Source organism: Rhizobium sp. PEPV16 (genome assembly GCF_008919455.1).
In the GTDB taxonomy this organism is placed as follows: domain Bacteria; phylum Pseudomonadota; class Alphaproteobacteria; order Rhizobiales; family Rhizobiaceae; genus Rhizobium; species Rhizobium leguminosarum_Q.
The window spans coordinates 179,740-200,650 of record NZ_VSZV01000310.1 but is presented as its reverse complement, the minus strand read 5'-3'; the positions used below and the strand labels follow the sequence as shown (position 1 = coordinate 200,650).

19 protein-coding genes are annotated in these 20,911 nt (G+C 61.3%); 7 read left to right on the top strand and 12 right to left on the bottom strand.

The genetic code is table 11. The features are described from left to right. Positions 1-498 precede the first annotated feature (498 nt). The 3 genes from tal (at position 499) to FY112_RS17985 (ending at position 2,722) form a co-directional block, all read left to right on the top strand. Positions 499-1,464: a transaldolase gene (gene tal / locus FY112_RS17995; protein WP_003543075.1), complete on the top strand. Its 966-nt coding sequence runs from the start codon at positions 499-501 to the stop codon at positions 1,462-1,464. 93 nt (positions 1,465-1,557) lie between these two features. Then, entirely contained in the window at positions 1,558-2,226 is a 669-nt protein-coding gene (locus FY112_RS17990; protein WP_026158893.1) for a DUF1345 domain-containing protein, read from the top strand. Between the two features lie 49 nt (positions 2,227-2,275). After that, positions 2,276-2,722, top strand: a complete 447-nt coding sequence (locus FY112_RS17985) for a DoxX family protein (RefSeq protein WP_017962181.1) — start codon at positions 2,276-2,278, stop codon at positions 2,720-2,722. Between the two features lie 303 nt (positions 2,723-3,025). Here FY112_RS17985 and FY112_RS17980 read toward each other — a convergent pair whose 3' ends face one another. The 7 genes from FY112_RS17980 to FY112_RS17950 form a co-directional block, all read right to left on the bottom strand. Beyond that, a complete protein-coding gene (locus tag FY112_RS17980) occupies positions 3,026-3,199 on the bottom strand; it encodes a DUF1328 domain-containing protein (protein WP_003552965.1) in 174 nt (57 codons plus the stop codon). 150 nt (positions 3,200-3,349) lie between these two features. Further along, positions 3,350-4,777 carry a gamma-aminobutyraldehyde dehydrogenase gene (locus FY112_RS17975; RefSeq protein WP_131718800.1) on the bottom strand — a complete coding sequence of 476 codons (1,428 nt, stop codon included), beginning with the start codon at positions 4,775-4,777 and terminating at the stop codon, positions 3,350-3,352. Positions 4,778-4,789: 12 nt separating this feature from the next. Further along, positions 4,790-5,602, bottom strand: coding sequence for an ABC transporter permease (locus FY112_RS17970; RefSeq protein ID WP_131710254.1), 813 nt, complete (start codon positions 5,600-5,602; stop codon positions 4,790-4,792). After that, complete coding sequence (locus FY112_RS17965; RefSeq protein ID WP_131629338.1) at positions 5,592-6,554, bottom strand: ABC transporter permease; 963 nt, start codon at positions 6,552-6,554, stop codon at positions 5,592-5,594. The genes FY112_RS17970 and FY112_RS17965 overlap by 11 nt, the downstream gene beginning before the upstream one ends. Continuing rightward, on the bottom strand, positions 6,551-7,537 hold the full coding sequence (locus FY112_RS17960) for an ABC transporter ATP-binding protein (protein ID WP_017962177.1): 987 nt from the start codon (positions 7,535-7,537) through the stop codon (positions 6,551-6,553). The genes FY112_RS17965 and FY112_RS17960 overlap by 4 nt, the downstream gene beginning before the upstream one ends. Before the next feature lie 200 nt (positions 7,538-7,737). Beyond that, positions 7,738-8,898 carry an ABC transporter substrate-binding protein gene (locus FY112_RS17955; RefSeq protein ID WP_131718801.1) on the bottom strand — a complete coding sequence of 387 codons (1,161 nt, stop codon included), beginning with the start codon at positions 8,896-8,898 and terminating at the stop codon, positions 7,738-7,740. Positions 8,899-9,014: 116 nt separating this feature from the next. Continuing rightward, positions 9,015-9,923, bottom strand: coding sequence for a LysR family transcriptional regulator (locus tag FY112_RS17950; RefSeq protein WP_017962175.1), 909 nt, complete (start codon positions 9,921-9,923; stop codon positions 9,015-9,017). A 178-nt stretch (positions 9,924-10,101) separates the two neighbouring features. On the opposite strand from FY112_RS17950, the gene FY112_RS17945 reads away from it, so the two are divergent. Continuing rightward, the gene (locus FY112_RS17945) at positions 10,102-10,830 is read left to right on the top strand and encodes a hypothetical protein (RefSeq protein ID WP_151518996.1); all 729 of its coding nucleotides are present in this window, start codon (positions 10,102-10,104) and stop codon (positions 10,828-10,830) included. Positions 10,831-10,896: 66 nt separating this feature from the next. On the opposite strand, the gene lysS is transcribed toward FY112_RS17945, so the two are convergent. From lysS to FY112_RS17920, 5 genes are all read right to left on the bottom strand, one after another. Then, a complete protein-coding gene (gene lysS, locus FY112_RS17940; protein WP_151518995.1) occupies positions 10,897-12,393 on the bottom strand; it encodes a lysine--tRNA ligase in 1,497 nt (498 codons plus the stop codon). Positions 12,394-12,415: 22 nt separating this feature from the next. After that, positions 12,416-13,882, bottom strand: a complete 1,467-nt coding sequence (gltX, locus tag FY112_RS17935; RefSeq protein WP_017962172.1) for a glutamate--tRNA ligase — start codon at positions 13,880-13,882, stop codon at positions 12,416-12,418. Positions 13,883-14,127: 245 nt separating this feature from the next. Beyond that, positions 14,128-14,877 carry a TerC family protein gene (locus FY112_RS17930; RefSeq protein WP_026158892.1) on the bottom strand — a complete coding sequence of 250 codons (750 nt, stop codon included), beginning with the start codon at positions 14,875-14,877 and terminating at the stop codon, positions 14,128-14,130. Between the two features lie 218 nt (positions 14,878-15,095). After that, complete coding sequence (locus FY112_RS17925; protein WP_017962169.1) at positions 15,096-15,935, bottom strand: AraC family transcriptional regulator; 840 nt, start codon at positions 15,933-15,935, stop codon at positions 15,096-15,098. A gap of 93 nt (positions 15,936-16,028) precedes the next feature. Continuing rightward, a complete protein-coding gene (locus tag FY112_RS17920) occupies positions 16,029-16,712 on the bottom strand; it encodes a TetR/AcrR family transcriptional regulator (protein WP_151518994.1) in 684 nt (227 codons plus the stop codon). Positions 16,713-16,862: 150 nt separating this feature from the next. Between FY112_RS17920 and FY112_RS17915 the strand changes: the two genes are divergently transcribed. The 3 genes from FY112_RS17915 (at position 16,863) to FY112_RS17905 (ending at position 20,908) form a co-directional block, all read left to right on the top strand. Then, the gene (locus FY112_RS17915) at positions 16,863-18,074 is read left to right on the top strand and encodes an HlyD family secretion protein (RefSeq protein WP_151518993.1); all 1,212 of its coding nucleotides are present in this window, start codon (positions 16,863-16,865) and stop codon (positions 18,072-18,074) included. A gap of 27 nt (positions 18,075-18,101) precedes the next feature. After that, positions 18,102-19,700 (top strand): DHA2 family efflux MFS transporter permease subunit, encoded by a 1,599-nt coding sequence (locus FY112_RS17910; RefSeq protein ID WP_151518992.1) that lies wholly within the window; start codon positions 18,102-18,104, stop codon positions 19,698-19,700. A 182-nt stretch (positions 19,701-19,882) separates the two neighbouring features. Then, positions 19,883-20,908 (top strand): LacI family DNA-binding transcriptional regulator, encoded by a 1,026-nt coding sequence (locus FY112_RS17905; protein ID WP_151519009.1) that lies wholly within the window; start codon positions 19,883-19,885, stop codon positions 20,906-20,908. Positions 20,909-20,911: the final 3 nt, after the last annotated feature.

Sequence of the window (20,911 nt, the reverse complement as noted above, 5' to 3'; positions counted from 1 at the left end):
GCATAATTCCTTAAATCGGGATCGATTTAAGGATAAAATTATGCAGTAATTCAAAGTGTTACAGCGTCCTTTGCGCGTCCGAAAAGACGCGCGGCGCTGTAATCCCTGATGGGATGAAGGCCTTAGCGACGCTTTTGTTGCCGGGGATAATGACGGGTGTGACACTTATGTCAATTGAAATGCACAAATGTCCTTGACTTTTCGCAAGGCGAATGGCGATAGTCCGGGTGACACACGTCGTTCTTGTCCGTCCGAGGAGGACATAGTGCGGGCATGCCGAAAGTCACGACCGGCCTTCCAGCTGCAAGCGGTACCGCTTGCGTTTGAGCAGCCGTTCGTTCGCGGCCGGAACACGGCCACTGTCCTTCACGTTTATGAATCATCCGTGACGGATGCGCGCATTTTCGCCTGCAGCATGCAAACAACCTGTCGGTAGATCACCTTTGCCCGGCGGAACTCGCGCCGGTCGCAGCCCAAGTTCAACAAGGATTATGGACCATGACATCCAAGCTTGACCAACTCCGCGAGATTACCACCGTGGTCGCTGATACCGGCGACATCGAAGCCGTCGCCCGCCTGAAGCCTGTGGATTGCACGACGAACCCGAGCATCGTGCTCAAGGCTCTCGGCACGCCGATGTTTGCCGACGCCATCAAAGAAGCCGTCGCCTGGGGCAAGAAGCAGGGCGGCAATCCCGAAGCCGTTTCATCAGCCGTCGCCGATCGCCTGGCCATCTCCGTCGGAGCAGCCCTGGTGAAGCTCGTCCCGGGCCGCGTCTCGACCGAAGTCGACGCCGATCTTTCCTTCGATACCGAGGCTTCGCTTGCCAAGGCGCGCGCAATCATCGCCGCCTACAAGGATCGCGGCATCGGCCAGGACCGCATCCTCATCAAGCTCGCTTCCACGTGGGAAGGCATCCGCGCCGCGGAAGTGCTGCAGAAGGAAGGCATCGACTGCAACCTGACGCTTCTCTTCAGCAAGGCCCAGGCGATCGCTTGCGCCGACGCCAAAGTGTTCCTGATCTCGCCCTTCGTCGGCCGAATCCTCGACTGGTACAAGAAGTCGACCGGCAAGGACTATACGGCCGAGGAAGATCCGGGCGTCATCTCCGTCCGTGAAATCTACAACTACTACAAGGCGAACGACATCAAGACGATCGTCATGGGCGCCTCCTTCCGCAGCGCCGGCGAAATCGAAGCCCTTGCCGGCTGCGACCGCCTGACCATCAGCCCGAACCTGCTCGACGAGCTCGCCAAGGATGAAGGCAAGCTGGAGCGCAAGCTCTCGCCGGAGAGCCGCAAGCCGGATCCGAAGGTCTCCGTCGACGAGAAGACCTTCCGCTGGATGATGAACGAAGACGCGATGGCGACGGAAAAACTCGCTGAAGGCATCCGCGCCTTCGCCAAGGATCTTGGAACGTTGCGCACCATGGTGCAGAAGGAACTGCAGCTCGCCGCCGCCTGATAAGGCGCGGCATACAATCTGAGGCGCGGCTGCCGGTTGGCAGGCGCGCCTTTTTCATGCTGTTATCAAGGGCATATGTTGCCGGGGACCGATATGGCCGATGAGGAACGGGCAAATTCGCTTGCGGCATTTGCCTACAAGCATGCGAGCTTCATCATCGCCGTTGTTGCCGGACTGGTGGTCTTCCTGGCGCTCACCTCTCGCGAAGTCAGCGCCGGCAATATCCTGTTCGGCTGGAATGTCAGCGCCGGCGTTTTTGTTACGCTCAGTTGGCGCAAGATGCTGCGGGCGACGGTTGAAAGCATCCGGAAACGCTCGGCGGATCTCGATTTCTCCGACACCGTGCTGCTGGCTCTTTCGATCGGTGCCGCACTTGCCAGCATTGCCGGGATCGGCCTCGAGCTTCATTCGATCAAGGAGGCGGCACCAGACGTCGCGCTGGCGCGGGCGGGTGTTGCGGTTCTGACGATCCTGATCTCCTGGATCTTCCTGCATACGCTCTTCACGATCCACTATGCCCATTATTTCTACGGCGGGGCGGACGAGGAGGGCGGTCTCAAGTTTCCCGACGGGATCGAAGAGCCCGGCTACTGGGATTTCCTCTATTTCTCCTTCACCATCGGCGTTGCTGCCCAGACGGCGGATGTCGCGGTCAGTTCGACCAGCATGCGCAAGCTGACGCTGCTGCACGCCGTGCTGTCGTTCCTGTTCAACACGACAATCCTGGCGCTTGCGATCAATGTCGGGGCGAGCCTGTTATAATGCGCCTTGCCATGAGCGGGCTAACCACCTGCTCTTCAAACCGGAGGATATGATGGAAAGCGCCTCAAGCCGGCCCCGACTGGCCGATCTCATTCTTCTCCTCGGCAGGCTTCTGCTGTCGCTGATCTTCCTGCACGAAGGTTGGTCGCTCGCGGCAGATATCACGGCGACCATCGACATTTTCGCAAAACTGGGGTTATCGGCGCCGGTCGCGCTTGCCACCATTGCCCTTCAGATCGGCGCCGGCCTTTCTATCGCGACAGGCTTCTTCTGCCGACTTGGCGCACTGGCACTGGCACTCTTCTGCCTGGCGACCGCCTTGCTCTTCCACACGAATTTTGCGAGCCAGAACGAGTTGCTGCATTTCGAGAAGGACCTGGCGATTGCCGGCGGCATGTTCGTGCTCTCGGCTTCGGGTGCGGGATCGATATCGATCGACAAGCTGCTGAGAACGCGGGCCGGGATGCATCCCTGGCTCAGGGCGGTGTTGTCTTGAAGATGCACCGAGGTCAGGTTTAACTTGGCAAGAGAACGAATGACGATGGCATAGGGAATATGCGGCGGGATCCAAGGGATCGCCGCCCGTTACCGGAACGCCGAGCAGAGGGGCGAGAGGCCGCGCCGCCCCTCCATGTCAACCTCTCTTCCGAATCGTGTGTCGGAAAGAATGTAAAACGCGTCGCGATCATTCAGATCGCTTGCGACGTTCAGGTCTTCACTTTCCACATGTCGTGTTCGCAAAACCGCTCCACAGTTTTGCGCGACACGCTTCAGGCTGCGCGCCGCGGTTCGCGACGGCTCACAAAATCGCTTGGCCGGCCATCAGCGCAAGCACAAGGAAGATCAGGAAGATTACCAGCGCGATGCCGAAGAGAACGCGTGCGATCGTCGCAGTCGCTGCGGAGACGCCTGAGAAACCGAAGAACCCGGCGATGATTGAAATCACGAAAAATATCAGAGCCCATTTCAGCATGACATCATCCTTTGCGTTTGCTTGGGAAAGACGCGGCAACCGGGAAAATGTTCCAGATCGCTTGAATGGAATGGCGATCTCTAGGGAGCACCCTCCCGGTGCTACCGATGGGCATTGCGTCGAAGTTCGTACCCTTGCCTTTCCCGCCGGTCAGCCGTGATTGATCATCACGTGGCGGACGGCGGTATAATCCTCCAGCGCGTAGACAGACATGTCCTTGCCGTAGCCCGACTGTTTGAGGCCGCCATGCGGCATCTCGTTGGTGAGCATGAAATGCGTGTTGATCCAGGTGCAGCCATATTGCAGGCGGGCGGCGGTCTTCATGCCGCGGCCGATATCCTTGGTCCAGACGGAGGAGGCCAGGCCGTAATCGCTGTCGTTTGCCCAGGCGACGGCATCGTCGGCATCGGAAAATCGAGTGACTGATACAACCGGGCCGAAAACCTCGCGGCGGACGATCTCGTCGTCCTGGAGGGCGCCCGCAATGACAGTTGGCGTGAAGAAGAAGCCCTTGTCGCCGGAAACCTTGCCGCCGGCGGTGATCTCCATGTGTTTGTGTTCGGAAGCGCGGGTGACGAAGCTTTCGACGCGGTCGCGCTGGCGCTTGGAGATCAGCGGGCCGATCTCGTTTTCGGTGTCGTCGGCCTGGTTGAAGCGAATGCTCGAGACGGCCGAGGAGAGATCGGCGACGAAATTGTCGTAGACCCTGGCATCGGCATAGATGCGGCAGGCAGCGGTGCAGTCCTGGCCGGCATTGTAATAGCCGAAGGTGCGGATGCCTGCGACGACCGCATCAATATCGGCATCATCGAAGACAATGACCGGCGCCTTGCCGCCGAGTTCCAGGTGGGTGCGCTTGACCGTCTTGGCCGCGGCCTGCAGCACCTTCTTACCGGTCGCAACATCGCCGGTGATCGAGACCATACCGATCTTGGCGTGATTGATCAGGGCGTTACCGACACTTTCACCGCGGCCGAGGATGACGTTGACGACGCCTTCGGGAAGAAGTTCAGAGAGCAGCTTCGCCATCTTCAACGCGGTCAGCGGCGTCTGCTCCGAAGGCTTGAAGACGACGGTATTGCCGCCGGCAATGGCCGGCGCCAGCTTCCAGGCCATCATCATCAGCGGATAGTTCCACGGCGCGATCGAGCCGACGATGCCGATCGGATCGCGGCGGATCATCGAGGTGTGGCCGGGCAGATATTCGCCGGCCGCCGGTGCGTGCAGGTTGCGCACGGCGCCGGCAAAGAAGCGGTAACAATCGACGATCGCCGGGATTTCGTCGTTCAGCACCGCATTGATCGGCTTGCCGCAGTTCAGCGCCTCCAGTGTGGCGAAGCCGACGGCATCCTTCTCGATCGCGTCGGCGATCTTCAATAGGTAGCCGGAGCGCTCGCCCGGCGTCGTCTGCGACCAGCTTGTGAAGGCTTTTTCGGCGGCATCGACGGCGGCGTCGATCTGGGAGAGCGAGGCTTCCGCAAGGTCGATCACCGTCTCGCCCGTCTTCGGGTTCAGAATGTGCTCTTCCGTCTCGGTGCCTTTTTCGAAGCGGGAACCGATCAGCATTTGGATGTCCATGATGTTCTCCCTTTATTTGCCGGCGCCGGCGATCTGGTCGCCATCGCGGGTGAGGTAATAGGCTGCCAGGATCGGCAGGAACGTAACGAGCACCACGACCATGGCGACCACATTGGTGATAGGGCGCTGGCGCGGGCGGATGAGTTCTTCGAGCATCCAGATCGGCAAGGTCGATTGCTGGCCGCCGGTGAAGGTGGTGACGATGACCTCGTCGAAGGACAGGGCGAAGGCAAGCATGCCGCCGGCCAGAAGGGCGGTGCCGATATTCGGCAGGATGACATGACGGAAGGTCTGGAAGCCGTCAGCGCCGAGATCCATCGAGGCCTCGATCAGCGAGCCGGAGGTGCGGCGGAAGCGGGCAACCGCATTGTTGTAGACGACGACCACGCAGAAAGTGGCGTGGCCGAGCACGATGGTCCAGACCGAAAACGGGATGTCGAACAGGCTGAAGGCGGAGCGCAGCGCAATGCCGGTGATGATGCCGGGAAGGGCGATCGGCAGGATGACCAGCAGCGAGATCGCCTCGCGGCCGAAGAATTTCGTCTGGCTGACGGCCGCCGCACAGAGCGTGCCGAGGACCAGCGCGATCGCCGTGGCGATGACGGCGACCTGCACGGAAAGGCTGAGCGCCGACCAGACGTCCGGCCGGTTCCAGGCAACAGTGAACCACTGCAGGGTCAGCCCGGGCGGCGGCCATTGATAGCTCTTTTCCTCCGTCGTAAAGGCGTAGACGAAGATCAGCAGGATCGGCAGGTGCAGGAAGAGCAGCCCGGCGGCAGCGGCGATCTTCAGGGGCAGTGGCGATCTCTTGAGGTCAGAGCGCATCGAAAGCCCCCAATTTTCTGGCGAGCGACAGATAAAGCGCCATGATGACGATCGGCACGACGGAGAAGGCGGCGGCGAGCGGCACATTGCCGGCCGTTCCCTGCTGGGCATAGACGGCCTGGCCGATGAAGAGCCTGGACGAGCCGATGATCTGCGGGATGATGTAATCACCCAATGTCAGCGAGAAGGTGAAGATCGAACCAGCGACGATGCCGGGGAGCGCTAAGGGCAGGAGCACGGTGCGGAAGGTCTGGCGCGGCGTGGCACCGAGGTCCGCCGAGGCCTCGATCAGGTTGCCGGGCACACGCTCGAGGGCCGCCTGCGTCGGCAGGATCATGTAGGGAAGCCAGATATAGACGAAGACGATGAAGGTGCCGAGGTAGCTCACCGAAAGCGAATTGCCGCCGATGACGGGCAGGTTCAGGGTCGCGTCAAGCAGCCAGGAGAGATGGAGCTTCTCGAAGATCCAGGTGAGGATACCTTCCTTGGCGAGGATCAGCTTCCAGGCGTAGATCTTGACGAGATAGCTCGACCAGAGCGGCAGCATGACGCCGAGATAGAAGAGCGCCTTCCATTTGCCTTGCGCATAGCGCGCCGCATAGTAGGCGATCGGGAAGCCGATCAGGGCGGCAGCGAGGGTGACCAGCGCCGACATCACCAGGGTACGGATGATGATATCGAAATTCGCAGGATTCAGCAGCTGGGCATAGGTCGAGAGGGTGAATTCGGTATTCACCAGCCCGGAGAAATCGTCGATCGAGAAGAAGCTCTGCAGAAGCAGGGCGATCAATGAGCCGATATAGATGATGCCGAGCCAGAGCAGCGGCGGCGTCAGCATCAGGAAGAGCAGCAGCTTCGGGTGCCGCCAGAAGGCATCCGACAGCTGGCCGAAGAACCCGCCTCGGCCGGCAAGGATCGACGTCTTGTCGCTTGTGATGGTGAGCGCCGTCATGCCGCATCATCCATGTAGTGGATATCGGCCGGCTGCCAGGCGAGGCGGATACCGGCGCCGAGATCCGGCACCGGCGCGCCGGCCGGCAGCATGACATGCAGCCGGCTGCCCTTGAGATCGACGCTGAGGCGGGTGGCCGCGCCGAGGAAACTTGCATTTTCGACTTTCGCCTCGACGCCGTCGCTTGCCAGTCGGATCGCCTCGGGGCGGAGGCTCGCCCAGCGTTTCTCGCCGCCGAGCAAGGCCATCAGCTCTGGCGCGATGACGTTCGACGAGCCGACGAAATCGGCGACGAAGCGGGTCTTCGGGCAGCGGTAGATGTCCTGCGGCGTGCCTTGCTGGACGATATTGCCATCGTTGAAGACGGCGACGCGGTCGGCCATGGACAGCGCCTCGCCCTGATCGTGGGTAACGAAGACGAAGGTGATGCCGAGCGCGCGCTGCAGGCTCTTCAATTCTTCCTGCATCTGCTCGCGCAGCTTCAGGTCGAGCGCGCCGAGCGGCTCGTCGAGCAGCAGCACCTTCGGCTTGTTGACCAGTGCGCGGGCGAGCGCCACACGCTGGCGCTGGCCACCGGACAGCTGGCCGGGGCGGCGGGCGCCGTAGCCCGGCAGCTTGACGAGCTCGAGGGCATCGCCTGCCGCTTTCATCCGCTCCGCCTTGCCGACGCCCTTGACCATCAGCCCATAGGCAACATTGTCGAGGATATTGAGATGCGGAAAGAGCGCGTAGTCCTGGAACACGGTGTTGACGTTGCGGCGATAGGGCGGAACGCCGTCAGCCGTCTCGCCGAAGATCTGGATATGGCCCGCGGTCGGCTGTTCGAAGCCGGCGATCAATCGCAGGCACGTCGTCTTGCCGGAGCCGGATGGCCCGAGCATGGCAAAGAATTCGCCGGGCGCGATCTCGAGATCGACGCCGTCGACGGCGCGAACCTGGCCGAAATGGCGCGATACCTGCTGGAAACGGACGGCTGACGTCATTGGGGGCTCCGGGTCGTGTGTGTTCAGAGAGGCTCGGTCTTGGCCAACAAAAGACCCCGCCCCAATCCCCTCCCCACAAGGGGGAGGGGCTTAACCTGCCGTACCCCTTCGCAAATACCTTGGTGTTTCAGCAGGATTCGGCGGTGCCACTCAGCGCCCCCTTGTGGGGAGGGGACTTTACCCCAGCGGACCGGCCAGTTTCATCGCCCGCCGATCACGCCGATATAATCCGATACCCAGCGATGATAGGGCACGCATTCGCTCTGCGTCGTGCATTTGGCGACCGGGGTCTTCCAGAACTTGATCTTGTCGAAGTGATCGAAGCCGTTGGTGGCGCAGCCGCTATCGCCCATCAGTTCGTTGCCCTTGCAGGCGGCGGGAACCGAGGGCACGGCGCCGAACCAGGCGGCGGCGTCGCCCTGGACCTTCGCCTTCAGCGAATGCTCCATCCACATATAGGCGCAGTTCGGATGTTCGCTGTCGGCGTGCAGCATGGTGGTGTCGGCCCAGCCGGTGACGCCTTCCTCCGGGAAAGTGGAGGCGATCTTCTGCTTGTCGGCCTGCAGCAAATTCACCTGGAAAGGCCAGGAGCCGGAGGCGACGACGCCTTCGTTCTTGAAGTCGTCGATCTGGATCATCGCATCGTGCCAGTAGCGGGAGACGAGCTTGCGCTGGCCGCGCAACAGGTCGAGGGCAGCCTTGTATTGGTCCTCGGTCAGTTCGTAGGGATCCTTGATGCCGAGATCCGGCTTGTGGGCCATCAGATACATGGCGGCATCGGCGATGTAGATCGCGCCGTCATAGGCCTGGACGCGGCCCTTGTTCGACTTGCCGTCGGGCAGCGTCTGCTCCTCGAAGACGACGTTCCAGCTGGTCGGCGCCTTGTCCTTGAAGGCATCGGTATTGTACATCAGCACGTTCGGCCCCCAGAGATAGGGCACGCCGTAATGCACGTCGCCGACCGTATACCACGGGCCGTTCTGCAGGCGCTCGTCGACGGTCTTGAAGCTCGGGATCAGATCGGTGTTGATCGGCTGGACACGCTTGCCGGCGATGAGACGGAGCGAGGCGTCGCCCGATGCCGTGACAAGATCGAAGCCGCCTTCGTTCATCAGCGACACCATTTCATCCGAGGTGGCGGCGGTCTTGACGGAAACCTTGCAGCCGGTCTCCTTTTCGAAGTCGGTGACCCAATCGTAGTTCTTGTCGGTTTCGCCGCGTTCGATATAGCCGGCCCAGGCGACAATGCTGACCGCACCTTCGCCCTTGCCGAGCGCCTTCAGCGGTTCGGCGGCGATCACCTGCGTCGCGAAGCTCAGGCAGGCGAGCGCTGCCGTGCTGGTTTTCAACAGATTCGTCATCATCCGTCTCCCGGTTTGCCACTTCTGTGGCGGTTTGTTCCCGGATGAAAAGGTGACGCGAAAAAGCCGCTTTCGCAAATTCATTTATCAGAAAGACGGTATCGGAAATTCCGATATCAGCGGATGCGACCGGAGCGCAGGCTTTCGGCAATGCCGACAAAATCGCGCGCCGCCTGCGGCAGGCTGGAGCCCTTGCGCCAGACCATGCCGACCTGGACGACCGGCAGCGAACCGGAGACGTCGCGGCTCTCGATGCGGTCGCCTTCCAACGACCATGGGCGGTAGACAAGATCGGGAAGCAGGGCCACGCCGGCGCCTGTTGCAACCAGGCTGCGCACCGCCTCTACCGAACGGGTGCGGAAGGCGACATGCGGGCGGGCGCCGAGTGCCGAGAGCAGCTTGCCGGTATTCTCCTCGATTTCGTCGACCGTCAGCATGATCAGCGGTTCGCGGGCGATGTCGGCGATCGAGATGATGTCGGCCGACACCAGCGGATGGCCCATCGGCAGCCATAGTCGATAGGGCGAGGTTTCCAAGATCTCCGCCTGCAGCGCCATGCGGTCGCGCAGGTTGGATATCACCATGACGGCGACATCCAATTCGCCGCCGACCAGGAGATGTTCGAGGTAACCACCATTGTCCTCGATGGCGCTGACCTCGATACCCGGACAGGCGCGCCGGTATCGCGCCAGCAGGTCGGAGAGGACGTAGCCGGCGACAAGCGAGGTGACGCCGATGTTCAGCGTGCCGGAGAGGGCGCTTTGCTGGCCGGAGAAACTGGTCCGTGCGTCGGAGACGGAGGCCAGGATCTTCGTCGCGTGACGCAGGAACTGGTGGCCATTATGAGTGATCGTCAGGCCGCGCGGATGGCGCTCGAAGAGCTCGACTCCGAGGTCGGTTTCGAGCTCCTTCAGTGCTTCCGTCACCGAGGATTGCGAGATCGAAAGGTTCTGCGCGGCTCGCGTCACCGAACCCTGTTCGGCGACGGCGACAAAATATTGAACCTGGCGAAGCGTGAAGGCCATGGGCGTTTAGAGCATGGCGGAACAGGCCGTGGCAAGCGGTCGGGAATGCGGACCTTTTTTGGTGTTTTCTCAAAATGGCGCAGGCTTCACACGCCCACTTAAACTTTCGGAAACGTCATTTCTTTAGCATTCTCAGCACTTGTCCTGCGTTGGAGTTTCAGATGGCGGAGCAGTTGGCGTGAAGGCCTTACTGCGCATATTCCGGCCTTCCCGGAAATTGGCAATCATCATTGGCGGAGTCGCTCTTCTCGTGGGCGTTTCTGGCGGTGCGGCGGTCTATGTCGGCAAGGACAGGCTGATCGATGCAACTAGTGGCGGCTACGGGCTCGAATGCAGCGACGTCAACCTGGTGACGATCAGGAAGCAGGATCACGTCTGGGTGCGCAAATACATCAAGACCGAACCGACTGACGGGATGACGCGGGTCAAGACCGCGCTTCGTGTTGCCCAGGCCGTTTATGCCGCGCAGAAGCCGGATCTGGTCCAGGTGGTGGTGCTCGACGAAAACGGCCCGACGTTACGCGCCGACATTCGCGGCCGGGCGATCGGCGCCGACGTCGTCTATATCCCGCATCCCGACAAGACCGTTCCCGGTCTTGATGACAAGCCCTATACAGCGCGCTACTACGACGGAAAGGCCAGCGAAAACGGGCTGTTCTTCGGCGAGCGGATTGAGATGCCGTCCGACGAAATCGCCATGATCAGCGACGCTTTCAAGGACCCCGAGGATTGCGTCGACCCGGTCGCCGTTGCCTCGACCAAAAGCGAGGAAAAGGGCAAGAGGGCCGCAGGCGGCGGGCATGGCGCAGCGACGGCAGCCGAAAGCGAAGCCGCGCCGGCTGCAGGCGGCCACGGCGCAGATGCGCCGGCCGAAGAGCCGCCGGCTGAAGCCGCCAAAACCCACTGAACAGCGGGCATGAAAAAAGCGGAGTGCCCGCCGGCCCCCCGCTTTGTTTTTGTGCGCTTCTTTCTGTCAGTCGGCTTTGCTGCGGCGGGCCGGGAAGAGGATGACGTCGCGGATCGACGGCGCATTGGTCAGAAGCATGATGAGACGGTCGACGCCGATGCCGAGGCCACCTGCCGGCGGCATGCCCTGGTCGATGGCGTCGAGGAATTCCTCGTCCAGCTGCTTTTCCTTTTCGCCGCGGGCATGCGCCTGTTCGAGCTGCTCGACCATGCGGCGGCGCTGCTCCTCGGGATCGTTGAGTTCCGAGAAGGCATTGCCGAGCTCCCAGGCATTGCAATAGGTCTCGAACCGCTCGACGAGGCGCGGCTCGCCCGGCACCTCCTTGGCGAAGGGCGAGATATCCTTCGGAAAATGCGTGACATGGGCAGGCTGGATCAGCGTGGATTCAACCTTCTCCTCGAAGATGAAGGCGAGACATTCGCCCCAGGTCCAATCCTTCTCGACCGCGAAACCGGCAGCCTTGGCGGCGGCGCGCGCTTCTTCATCTGTCTTGATCGCCAGGAAATCGATGCCGGTCGCTTCCTTGACGGCGTCGGGCATCGGCACGCGCCTGAACGGTCCTTTGAAGGAGATGCGCTTGTCGACGAAGTCGAATTCCGTCGTGCCGTGAATGGAAAGCGCCAAGCCCTCGAACAGCCGCTCGACGAGATCCATCATGTCCTCGTAGTCGGCATAGGCCCAGTAGCACTCCATCATGGTGAATTCGGGATTGTGCCGGGTGGAAACGCCTTCGTTGCGGAAGTTGCGGTTGATTTCGAAGACCTTGTCCGTCAGCCCCGAGACCAGCGTGCGCTTGAGGAACAATTCCGGCGCGATGCGCAGGTACATGTCGAGCTTCAGCGTGTTGTGATGCGTCTTGAACGGCTCGGCGGTGGCGCCGCCATAGACCGAATGCAGCATCGGCGTCTCGACTTCCATGAAGCCGTCATCTTCCATGAAACGGCGGATGCCGGAGACGATCTTCGAGCGCTGCTGGAAGCGCAGCTTCGAATCCTCGTTGGTCATGATGTCGAGGTGACGCTTGCGGTAGCGCAGCTCGATGTCGGAGAGACCGTGCCATTTCTCCGGCATCGGCAGCAGCGACTTCGTCAGCACGGTGATCGTCTGCGCGTTGACCGTCAGCTCGCCGCGCTTGGTGCGGCGCACGATGCCGGTGACACCGATGATATCGCCGATGTCGATCATCGGCAGAAGCGCGCGGGCTTCTTCCGGGGTCGTGTCCTTGTGACTGAAAATCTGGATCTTGCAGCCGGCATCGTGGATGTCCATGAACATGCCGGAGTTGCGCGACGAGTAGACGCGGCCGGCGACGGTGACGACATCCTGCGTCTCGACGTCAGGTTCCAGGTTCTCATATTTCGCGATGAGGTCGGCATTGGTCATCGTGCGGTGGAAATGCGCCGGATAGACCTCGCCGATCTGCTCGCGCAGCAGCTTCAGCTTCTGGGCGCGCACTTCCGTCGCGTCGGAGGAAAGGGTGTTTTCGGTCTTGTTGTCAGCCACTGTCGAAATCCTCTGACTGTTCTTACTTCGAGCCGACGAGGGCGGCGACCGCCTGCGAGGCGAGCTTCAGGCGCTGACGCACAACGGACCGGCCGAGGATCGCCATGGAATCGAAGAGCGGCAGCGAGCGCGACGAGCCGGACACGGCGACGAAGAGCGGCGAGACCACGACCTTCAGCTTCTTGCCCATGCGATCGGCGATCGCGCGCAGCTCCGCCTCGATCGTCTCGACATTCCATTCCAGGATCTTTTCGAGATCCGGCTGAACGGTGTTGAGGATCTCCAGGATCTCTTCCGGCGGCGACTTGATCTTGGCGAAGTCGGAAGGCTGCAGGCCGAGATCGGATTTCAGCAGGAAGCCCGCAAGGTCGGGCAGTTCGCCGAGCTTGGAAATGCGTGTCTGCGACAGGCGCAGGCCTTCCTTCAAGCGGTCGTTTTCCATCGCCCAGGTCAGCACGCGCGCCTGGAATTCCTCTTGCGACAGTTTCTCGCGAATCCAGCGGCCGTTCAGCCAGTCGAGCTTCTGAATGTCGAAGATCGCGCCGGCCTTGGAGAGGTTCTCCGGATCGAACTTCTCGGAGAGAGCGTCCATATCAAGCAGCTCTTCGCCTTCGGCGATCTGCATGAAGAACAGGCCGAGGAAGTTCATCAGTGCTTCCGGGATATAGCCGAGCGCGGAGTAATAGGAGATCGAGGTCGGGTTCTTGCGCTTCGACAGCTTCGACTTGTCGGCATTGCGCATCAGCGACAGATGCATGAAGACCGGCTGCTCCCAGCCGAAATAGCGATAGAGCAGGATGTGCTTCGGCACCGAAGCCAACCATTCCTCGCCGCGCGCCACATGAGTGATCTTCATCAGATGGTCGTCGATGACGTTAGCCATATGATAGGTCGGCATGCCGTCGGCCTTGACGAGGACCTGCATGTCGACGGAATCCCACGGGATGGAAACATCGCCATAGACGCCGTCGGTGAAGTCGCAGGAGCCTTCGGCCGGGATCTTCATGCGGATGACGGTGGTCTCGCCGGCGGCCATGCGCGAGGTGACTTCCTCGGCCGCAAGATTCAGGCAGAGGCCGTCATATTTCGGTGGCTTGCCGGCGGCACGCTGGGTTTCGCGCATTTGTTCGAGGCGCGCGGGCGTGCAGAAACAGCGGAAGGCATGGCCCTTGTCCAGCAGCTCCTGTGCATAGGGCTGGTACATCGGCTTGCGATCGGACTGGCGATAGGGGCCGTAGGGGCCGCCGATATCAGGGCCTTCCTTCCATTCCAGCCCGCACCATTTTAGTGCGTCCAACACCTTCGTTTCGAATTCAGGAGTCGAGCGCGTCGCATCGGTATCCTCGATGCGCAGAATGAACTCGCCGCCGTGCTTCTTGGCGAAAAGGTAGTTGAAGAGAGCGATGTAAGCGGTGCCGACATGCGGCTCGCCGGTCGGCGAGGGAGCGATGCGGACGCGGACGCCGGTGGCTGTCCCGGAAACTGTCATTGTGTGTGCCCGTCAATGAATGCCGGACGGCTTTCATAGGAAAGCGACGTTCGGCCGGAAGGATGCAGATAGCTTCATCGGCAAACCGGCCGGAAAAGAGCATGCGCCCGCACTATCCGCCGATCGTCCGTTCGGCTGGCCTTAGGCCATATTCAACCGGGCGCGTCAAGAAAAACCACGCCCGCAAAGGCCTGATAGCGGTGCTTGAGGGCGCGCCGGTTCCGCCGCGCCCTCCTGTCCAAGCCTCAATGCGCGGCGTCGCGTTTGCGTTTGCGGGCGTTGCGCGCGAACATGTTCAGCACCTCGACCAGCGCCGAGAAGGCCATGGCGGCGTAGACGTAGCCCTTCGGCACGTGGAAGCCCATGCCATCGGCGATCAGTGTCGTACCGATCATCAGCAGGAAGGCGAGCGCCAGCATGACGATCGTCGGATTCCGCTCGATGAAGTTGGCAAGCGGCGTCGCGGCGACCAGCATGACGGTGACGGCAGCGACGACGGCGACTACCATGATCGGCAGATGCGGCGTCATGCCGACGGCGGTGATGATGCTGTCGACGGAGAAGACGAGATCGAGCAGCAGGATCTGGCCGATGGCCGATGCAAAGCCTGTCGTGGCCGAACTTGCGATGAAGTCCTCGCCGTGATCTTCCGGATCGACGCTGTGGTGGATTTCTTTGGTGGCCTTCCAGACGAGGAACAGACCGCCGGCAATCAGGATCAGATCCTTCCAGGAGAAGCCGTGGCCGAAGGCTTCAAACAGCGGTTCGGTCAGTTGCACGATCCAGGCGATGGTGCCGAGCAGGACGAGACGCATGACGAGCGCAAGACCGATACCGATCTTGCGGGCCTTCTCGCGGTGCTCGGGCGGCAGTTTGTTGGTGAGAATGGAAATGAAGATCAGGTTGTCGATCCCGAGAACGATTTCCATCACCACCAGCGTGATGAGCGCCACCCAGGCGGCCGGATCCTGAATGAGCGTCATGATTTCCTGCATCAGCATATATCCCTTTTGCGTCAGGTGAGTATTGACGCTCGCAATGTAATGTTGCCGGCCTCTCAGGCAAGCGCCGCAAGGGGGTATACGAAACCGATGTGACTTTTATTCCCTAGATAAGGATGATTTAAGGTCGGGTCGGCCTTAAATTTGAATCCTGTTCTAAATTAAAGAGTTAGAGCATGATGTCGTCCGAAAACCGTTGACGCTTTCCGGCATCATGCTCTGACCGGCAACCAGATTTCGGTGATGCCCATGCCGGTATAGGGGTCGAAGCGCTCGTCGTAGCGTTCGAACATGTCGGGTGTCTCGCCGTGCTCCAGGCCTGAGGTTGGCCACCATGCGCCAAATATCCGGTTCATGGTTGCTGGAATGCCGGAGACATGGCCGCGATGGGCAAAGACGACGTAACGCTGGCCCGGAAGCTTGAGCGTTGCAAAATCCGCCGGCAGATCGCCGGCATCGGAAATTTCGACCGCGGCCATATAGCGGAATTTCTCCGCTTCACCGTCGATATGCGTACAGATGCCGTAGGCGACATTGCCTTTCTGGCCGGAGATATGACCGAAATGGGCGTTGAATTTCTGCCAGAGAGAGGGAATGGCGGCATTGCCGCCATAGGGGTAGGTCTCCTGCAAGCCGGCAAACAGCATCGGTTGCAGGGTTTCGAAGCGGGGCGGTTCAAGGTCGTTGAGGTGGGCGGGGTCCATTCTGATCGGCTCCAGCAAGACAAGGTTACGGGCGTGCCCCTGTCTGCGCACCGCATCCGGCGTCATGCCGAACTGGTCGCGGAAGGCACGGGTGAAAGCCTCGTGCGAGCCGTAGCCCGCGCAAAGCGCAACCTCGAGAATGGTGGATGAACCGCCGACCAGTGCCGGCACGGCGCGGCTGAGGCGGCGCCCTCTTATATAGCAGCTGATCGAGTGACCGGTGACGAGTCCGAAGACGCGCGACAGATGGTAGCGCGACAATCCGGCTGCTTCCGATATCTCTTCCAGCGATATATCGCTTTCGAAATGGCTCTCAATGAACCAGATCGCCCGTCCGACGGCGCTCATCCTCATTCTCCTGGTTGCAGCTTCTTCCTTAGAGGAAGGCCGGCAGCCGGATTTGATCGCTATTGCGGGATTTTGGCCGATGGAGCGCGGAGGTCAAGGGTGTGTCTCGTGCCGGCGCGCGCCGTAGGCGGCCATGAAGACCCGGATCGCGCCGCGGATGACGCGCTCGATTTCGTCACGCGACGGCGGCTCTTCCATGCTTCCGAACAGGCGCAGCTTGAAGAAACTGCCACTGGCGAGATCGAGGAACTGGCCGGCGGCGAGATCGATGTCGTCGATCTCAAACCTGCCTTCGGCGATGTGGCGTTCCAGGAAGTCGCGCATGATGGTGCGCAGATTGACCGGCCCCTTGAAGAAGCGTTGACAGAGCACCGGCATGCGGTCTCGAACGCCGAGAACAGTGCGCATCGCGCTGATGACCTTTTCATCGGTCATATGGGTAACGAAGCTTATCCCGAATTCGTACAGGCCGGCTTCGGGATTGTCATGCTCGGCAAGCGCCGTGCGCACGGCCGCCACGAAGGCGGCGCGCTCGGTCTCGATCATCGCCGAAAACAGCTCTTCCTTGTTGGTGAAATAGACGTAGAGCGTTCCCTTGGAGACCCCGGCCTCGCGGGTCACGTCATTCATGCTGGCGGCGTCGAACCCCATCTTCATGAAGACGCGCTTGGCGCCCGCGAGGATCTGCTGGCGCTTGGCCGGATCTTCGCCTGCGGCAAATCGGCCTCCGGCAGCGGGAGGACTGAATACGGCGGCGTGGTCGGGTGTCAGCGTCATGTCCTCTTAACTGTGTTGACGGTTTCGGATGTTCTTTAAAAGAAATCGAACCGATTGGTTCTACGCTCTTGATATGACGATAAAACAGGTTTAAGTCAACTGAACCGAACCGTTCAGTTCGATTATTTACTCCAGATCGGTAAAGTGGCCATGTCGAGCAACCAGAAGAGCAACGTCGCGCGTATCGTCAGCGAAAACGCCGGAACCGAAGAGGTAAAGGCCGAGGTCGCGGCCGTAGAAGCTCCGACGGCGGAAGCCCGCGAAGTTCCCTCTGCTCCCGCGCAGTCGGCGCCGGCTTCGGTCGCCGCACCCGCGGCTGCGAAGAAGCGCCGCAGCCTGGTGCTGCCGATCGTCGTACTCGCCCTTCTCGCGGGTGGTGGCTGGTATGGTTACGAATGGTGGACGAACGGCCGCTTCATGGTGTCGACCGACGACGCCTATATCGAGGGCGATATCGCAACGATTTCGCCGAAGGTCACGGGCTACGTCGCGAAGGTGAACGTTGTCGCCAACCAGGAAGTCAAAGCGGGCGACGTGCTTGCCACGCTTGATAACGGCGACTATCAGAACGCCCTCGACTTGGCCCAGGCCCAGATCGTCACCGAACAGCTTTCGCTGCAGCGTATCGACGCGCAGATCGAAGGCGCGAATGCGAGCCTCGTGCAGGCGCAGGCGCAGAAGGTGTCACTCGAAGCGGCCGTTCGCGGTGCCGAGATCACCCAGAAGCGCCAGAGCGACCTTCAGGCGAAATCGGTCGGCACCGCCGCCGATCTCGACAACGCCAATATCGCCCTCGACCAGGCCAAGGCCAATCTTGCCGGCGGCGACGCCAACATCACCGCCGCACAGGCCAACATCACCATCCTACAGGCCCAGCGCAAGGAAGCCGAAGGCTCGGTCCGTGCGCTTGAGATCTCACGCGACAAGGCCGTCCGTGACCTTTCCTTCACCGTGCTCAAGGCGCCTTACGACGGCATTGTCGGCAACCGCTCCGTCCAGGAAGGCGACCTCGTCTCTCCCGGCCAGCGCCTGATGGCGCTCGTTCCGGTGCGACAACTCTATATCGACGCCAATTTCAAGGAAACGCAGATCCAGCATTTGGTCCCAGGCTCGAAGGTCAACGTCCATGTCGATGCCTATGACGACCATCCGATCGTCGGCACCGTCGAATCGATCTCGCCGGCTTCCGGCTCGGTCTTTTCGCTGCTGCCGCCGGAAAACGCCACCGGCAACTTCACCAAGGTGATCCAGCGCGTGCCGGTGCGCATCGCGCTGCCGCAGGATGCGCTCGACAGCGGCCGTCTGCGCGCGGGCCTGAGCGTCGTCGTCGATGTCGACACCCGTACGGCGCCGAGCAACTAAGCCTTCAGGAAAGGCAGAGGTGATCTGATGGCCGGCAGCGCGACAGCAACGGCGGGAACGATGCCGGCGGCATCCGCCCATGCCGACGAGCGCATGGATCCGAAGAAGCTCATCGCCTTCTTCGCGATGGTGCTCGGCATGTTCATGTCGATCCTCGACATCCAGATCGTCTCGGCCTCGCTTGCGGAGATCCAGGCCGGCCTTTCGGCCGGCAGCGACGAGATCGGCTGGGTGCAGACGTCCTATTTGATCGCCGAAGTGATCATGATCCCGCTTTCGGGCACGCTGGCGCGCATCATCTCGACGCGTTATCTTTTCGCGATCTCGGCTGTCGGCTTCACCATGGCGAGCGCGCTTGCCGCGACCGCGACGAATATCGACCAGATGATCGTCTACCGGGTTATCCAGGGCTTCATCGGCGGCGGTATGATCCCGTCGGTCTTCGCGGCCGCCTTCACCATCTTCCCGCCGTCGAAGCGCAGCATCGTGTCGCCGATCATCGGCTTGATCGCCACGCTGGCGCCGACCATCGGCCCGACCGTCGGCGGTTATCTCAGCCATGCCTTTTCCTGGCACTGGCTGTTCCTCGTCAATATCGTGCCCGGCATCATCGTCACGATCGTCACCTGGAACTTCATCGATTTCGACAAGCCGGAACTGTCGCTCTTCAAGAAGTTCGATTGGTGGGGGCTGATCTCGATGGGCGTCTTCCTCGGCGGGCTGGAATATGTGCTCGAAGAGGGCAATTCCAACGACTGGTTCAACGACAGCTACATCACCATCGCGGCCGTCGCTTCCGGCGCTGCAGCCATCGTCTTCTTCTATCGCGCCTTCACGGTGGATTTCCCCGTCGTCGACCTCAAGGCCTTTGCGAACCGGAATTTCTCCTTCGGCTCGGTGTTTTCCTTCGTCATGGGCATCGGCCTCTATGGCCTCACCTATATCTACCCGGTCTATCTCGGGCGCATCCGTGGCTATGACTCATTGATGATCGGCGAGACGATGTTCGTCTCCGGGCTTGCGATGTTCCTCACCGCGCCGATCGCCGGACAGTTGTCGACCAAGATGGACCTGCGCCTGATGATGGTGATCGGCTTCGTCAGCTTCGCCGCCGGCACCTTCATCATGATGCATCTGACGGCGGATTGGGATTTCTACGAACTCTTCATCCCGCAGATCCTGCGCGGCTTCGGGCTGATGATGTGCATGGTGCCGATCAACAACATCGCGCTCGGCACGATGCCGCCCTCGCGCATCCGCGGCGCGTCCGGCCTGTTCAACCTGACCAGAAACCTCGGCGGCGCCGTCGGCCTTGCCGTCATCAATACCGTGCTCACCAACCGGCAGGACGTGCACTACGAGCGGCTGCGGGAGAATATGGACTGGGGCAATCCGGCGGCGATCGACCAGATGAACAACATGGCCGCCAACTTCAACACCTATGGCATGGACGGCGCCTCGGTCGCGATCAAGCAGATGGTCGGCCTTGCCACCAAACAGGCGATCATTCTCTCCTTCAGCGACGTGTTCCTGATCCTGACCGCACTCTTCCTTGCCATGATCCTCGGTGTCGCCATGATCAAGAAACCCGCGCCGCAAGGCGGGGGAGGCGGTGGCGGCCACTGACCTCCGGCCTGCCGCCCCTTGAAAAGGCCCTCTTCGGAGGGCCTTTTTTGTTTGCTGTTTTCGCGCCGTGCCGTCCGCCCGATGATACCCACCAGTCCCAAAAAACGACGTGGAACCGGTCTGTTCGATTTTTTGATTTACGTACATCAAAATTGGCGCTAATGGTCTCGTCAGGAGGAATGATGAGGCCAACCGTTCACGATATCGCCGCCGCCGCCGGTGTCAGTCTGGCGACTGTCGACCGGGTTCTCAACCAGCGCCCCGGTGTGCGCCACGTCACGCGGGAAAAGGTCGAGACCGCGATCCGCGATCTCGGTTATGTCAGAGACGTCGCCGCCGCCAATCTTGCCAAGGGGCGCACCTATCCGCTGGTCTTCATCCTCCCGGCCAGCGACAATTCCTTCATGCACGGGCTGAATGCCGAGATCCGCCAGGCAGTCCTCCGATCGTCGGCCGAGCGCACCGATATCCGCACCATCGAGGTGCCGGCCTTCGATCCGGCCGCCCTCGTCTCCGTGCTCGAAGGGCTTTCCCGCGACAAGCCCCGCGGCATCGCACTGGTTGCGACCGATGCGCCTGACGTGCGCGCCGCCGTCGACAGGCTGGTGCGCGAGCGCTTTCCCATCGTCACCCTGGTTTCCGATCTCACGGGGTCGCTGCGCCATCACTATGCCGGCGTCGACAATATCGCCGCCGGCCGCACAGCCGCGCGTCTGCTCGGACGATTCCTCGGGCCGCGAAAGGGTGAAATCGCCGTGCTCGCCGGCTCCATGCTGGTGCGCGACCATCGCGAGCGGCTGGAGGGCTTCACCGCTGTCATGGCCGAGGAATTTCCCGATCTTGCGATCCTGCCGGTTCTCGAAGGCCGCGACGACCCGGAGGTCGCCCACAGGCTCGTTGCCGACGCGCTTTCGAGGAATGCCGGGATCATCGGCGTCTACAGCCTCGGCGCCGGCAACCGCGGCCTGATCCGGGCGTTGAAGGAGAAGGCCGTCGACCGCGTGCTGACCGTGATCGCCCACGAACTGACCGCTCATACGCGCGCAGCACTGATCGACAACACGATCGATGCGATCCTCAATCAGGATGCCGGCCATGAGGTGCGCAGCGCGATCCGCGTGCTGAAAGCCAAGGCGGACGGGCTTGCCGTCATCGAAGCGCAGGAGCGCATCCGCCTCGACATATTCCTGAAAGACAATCTGCCGTAACGG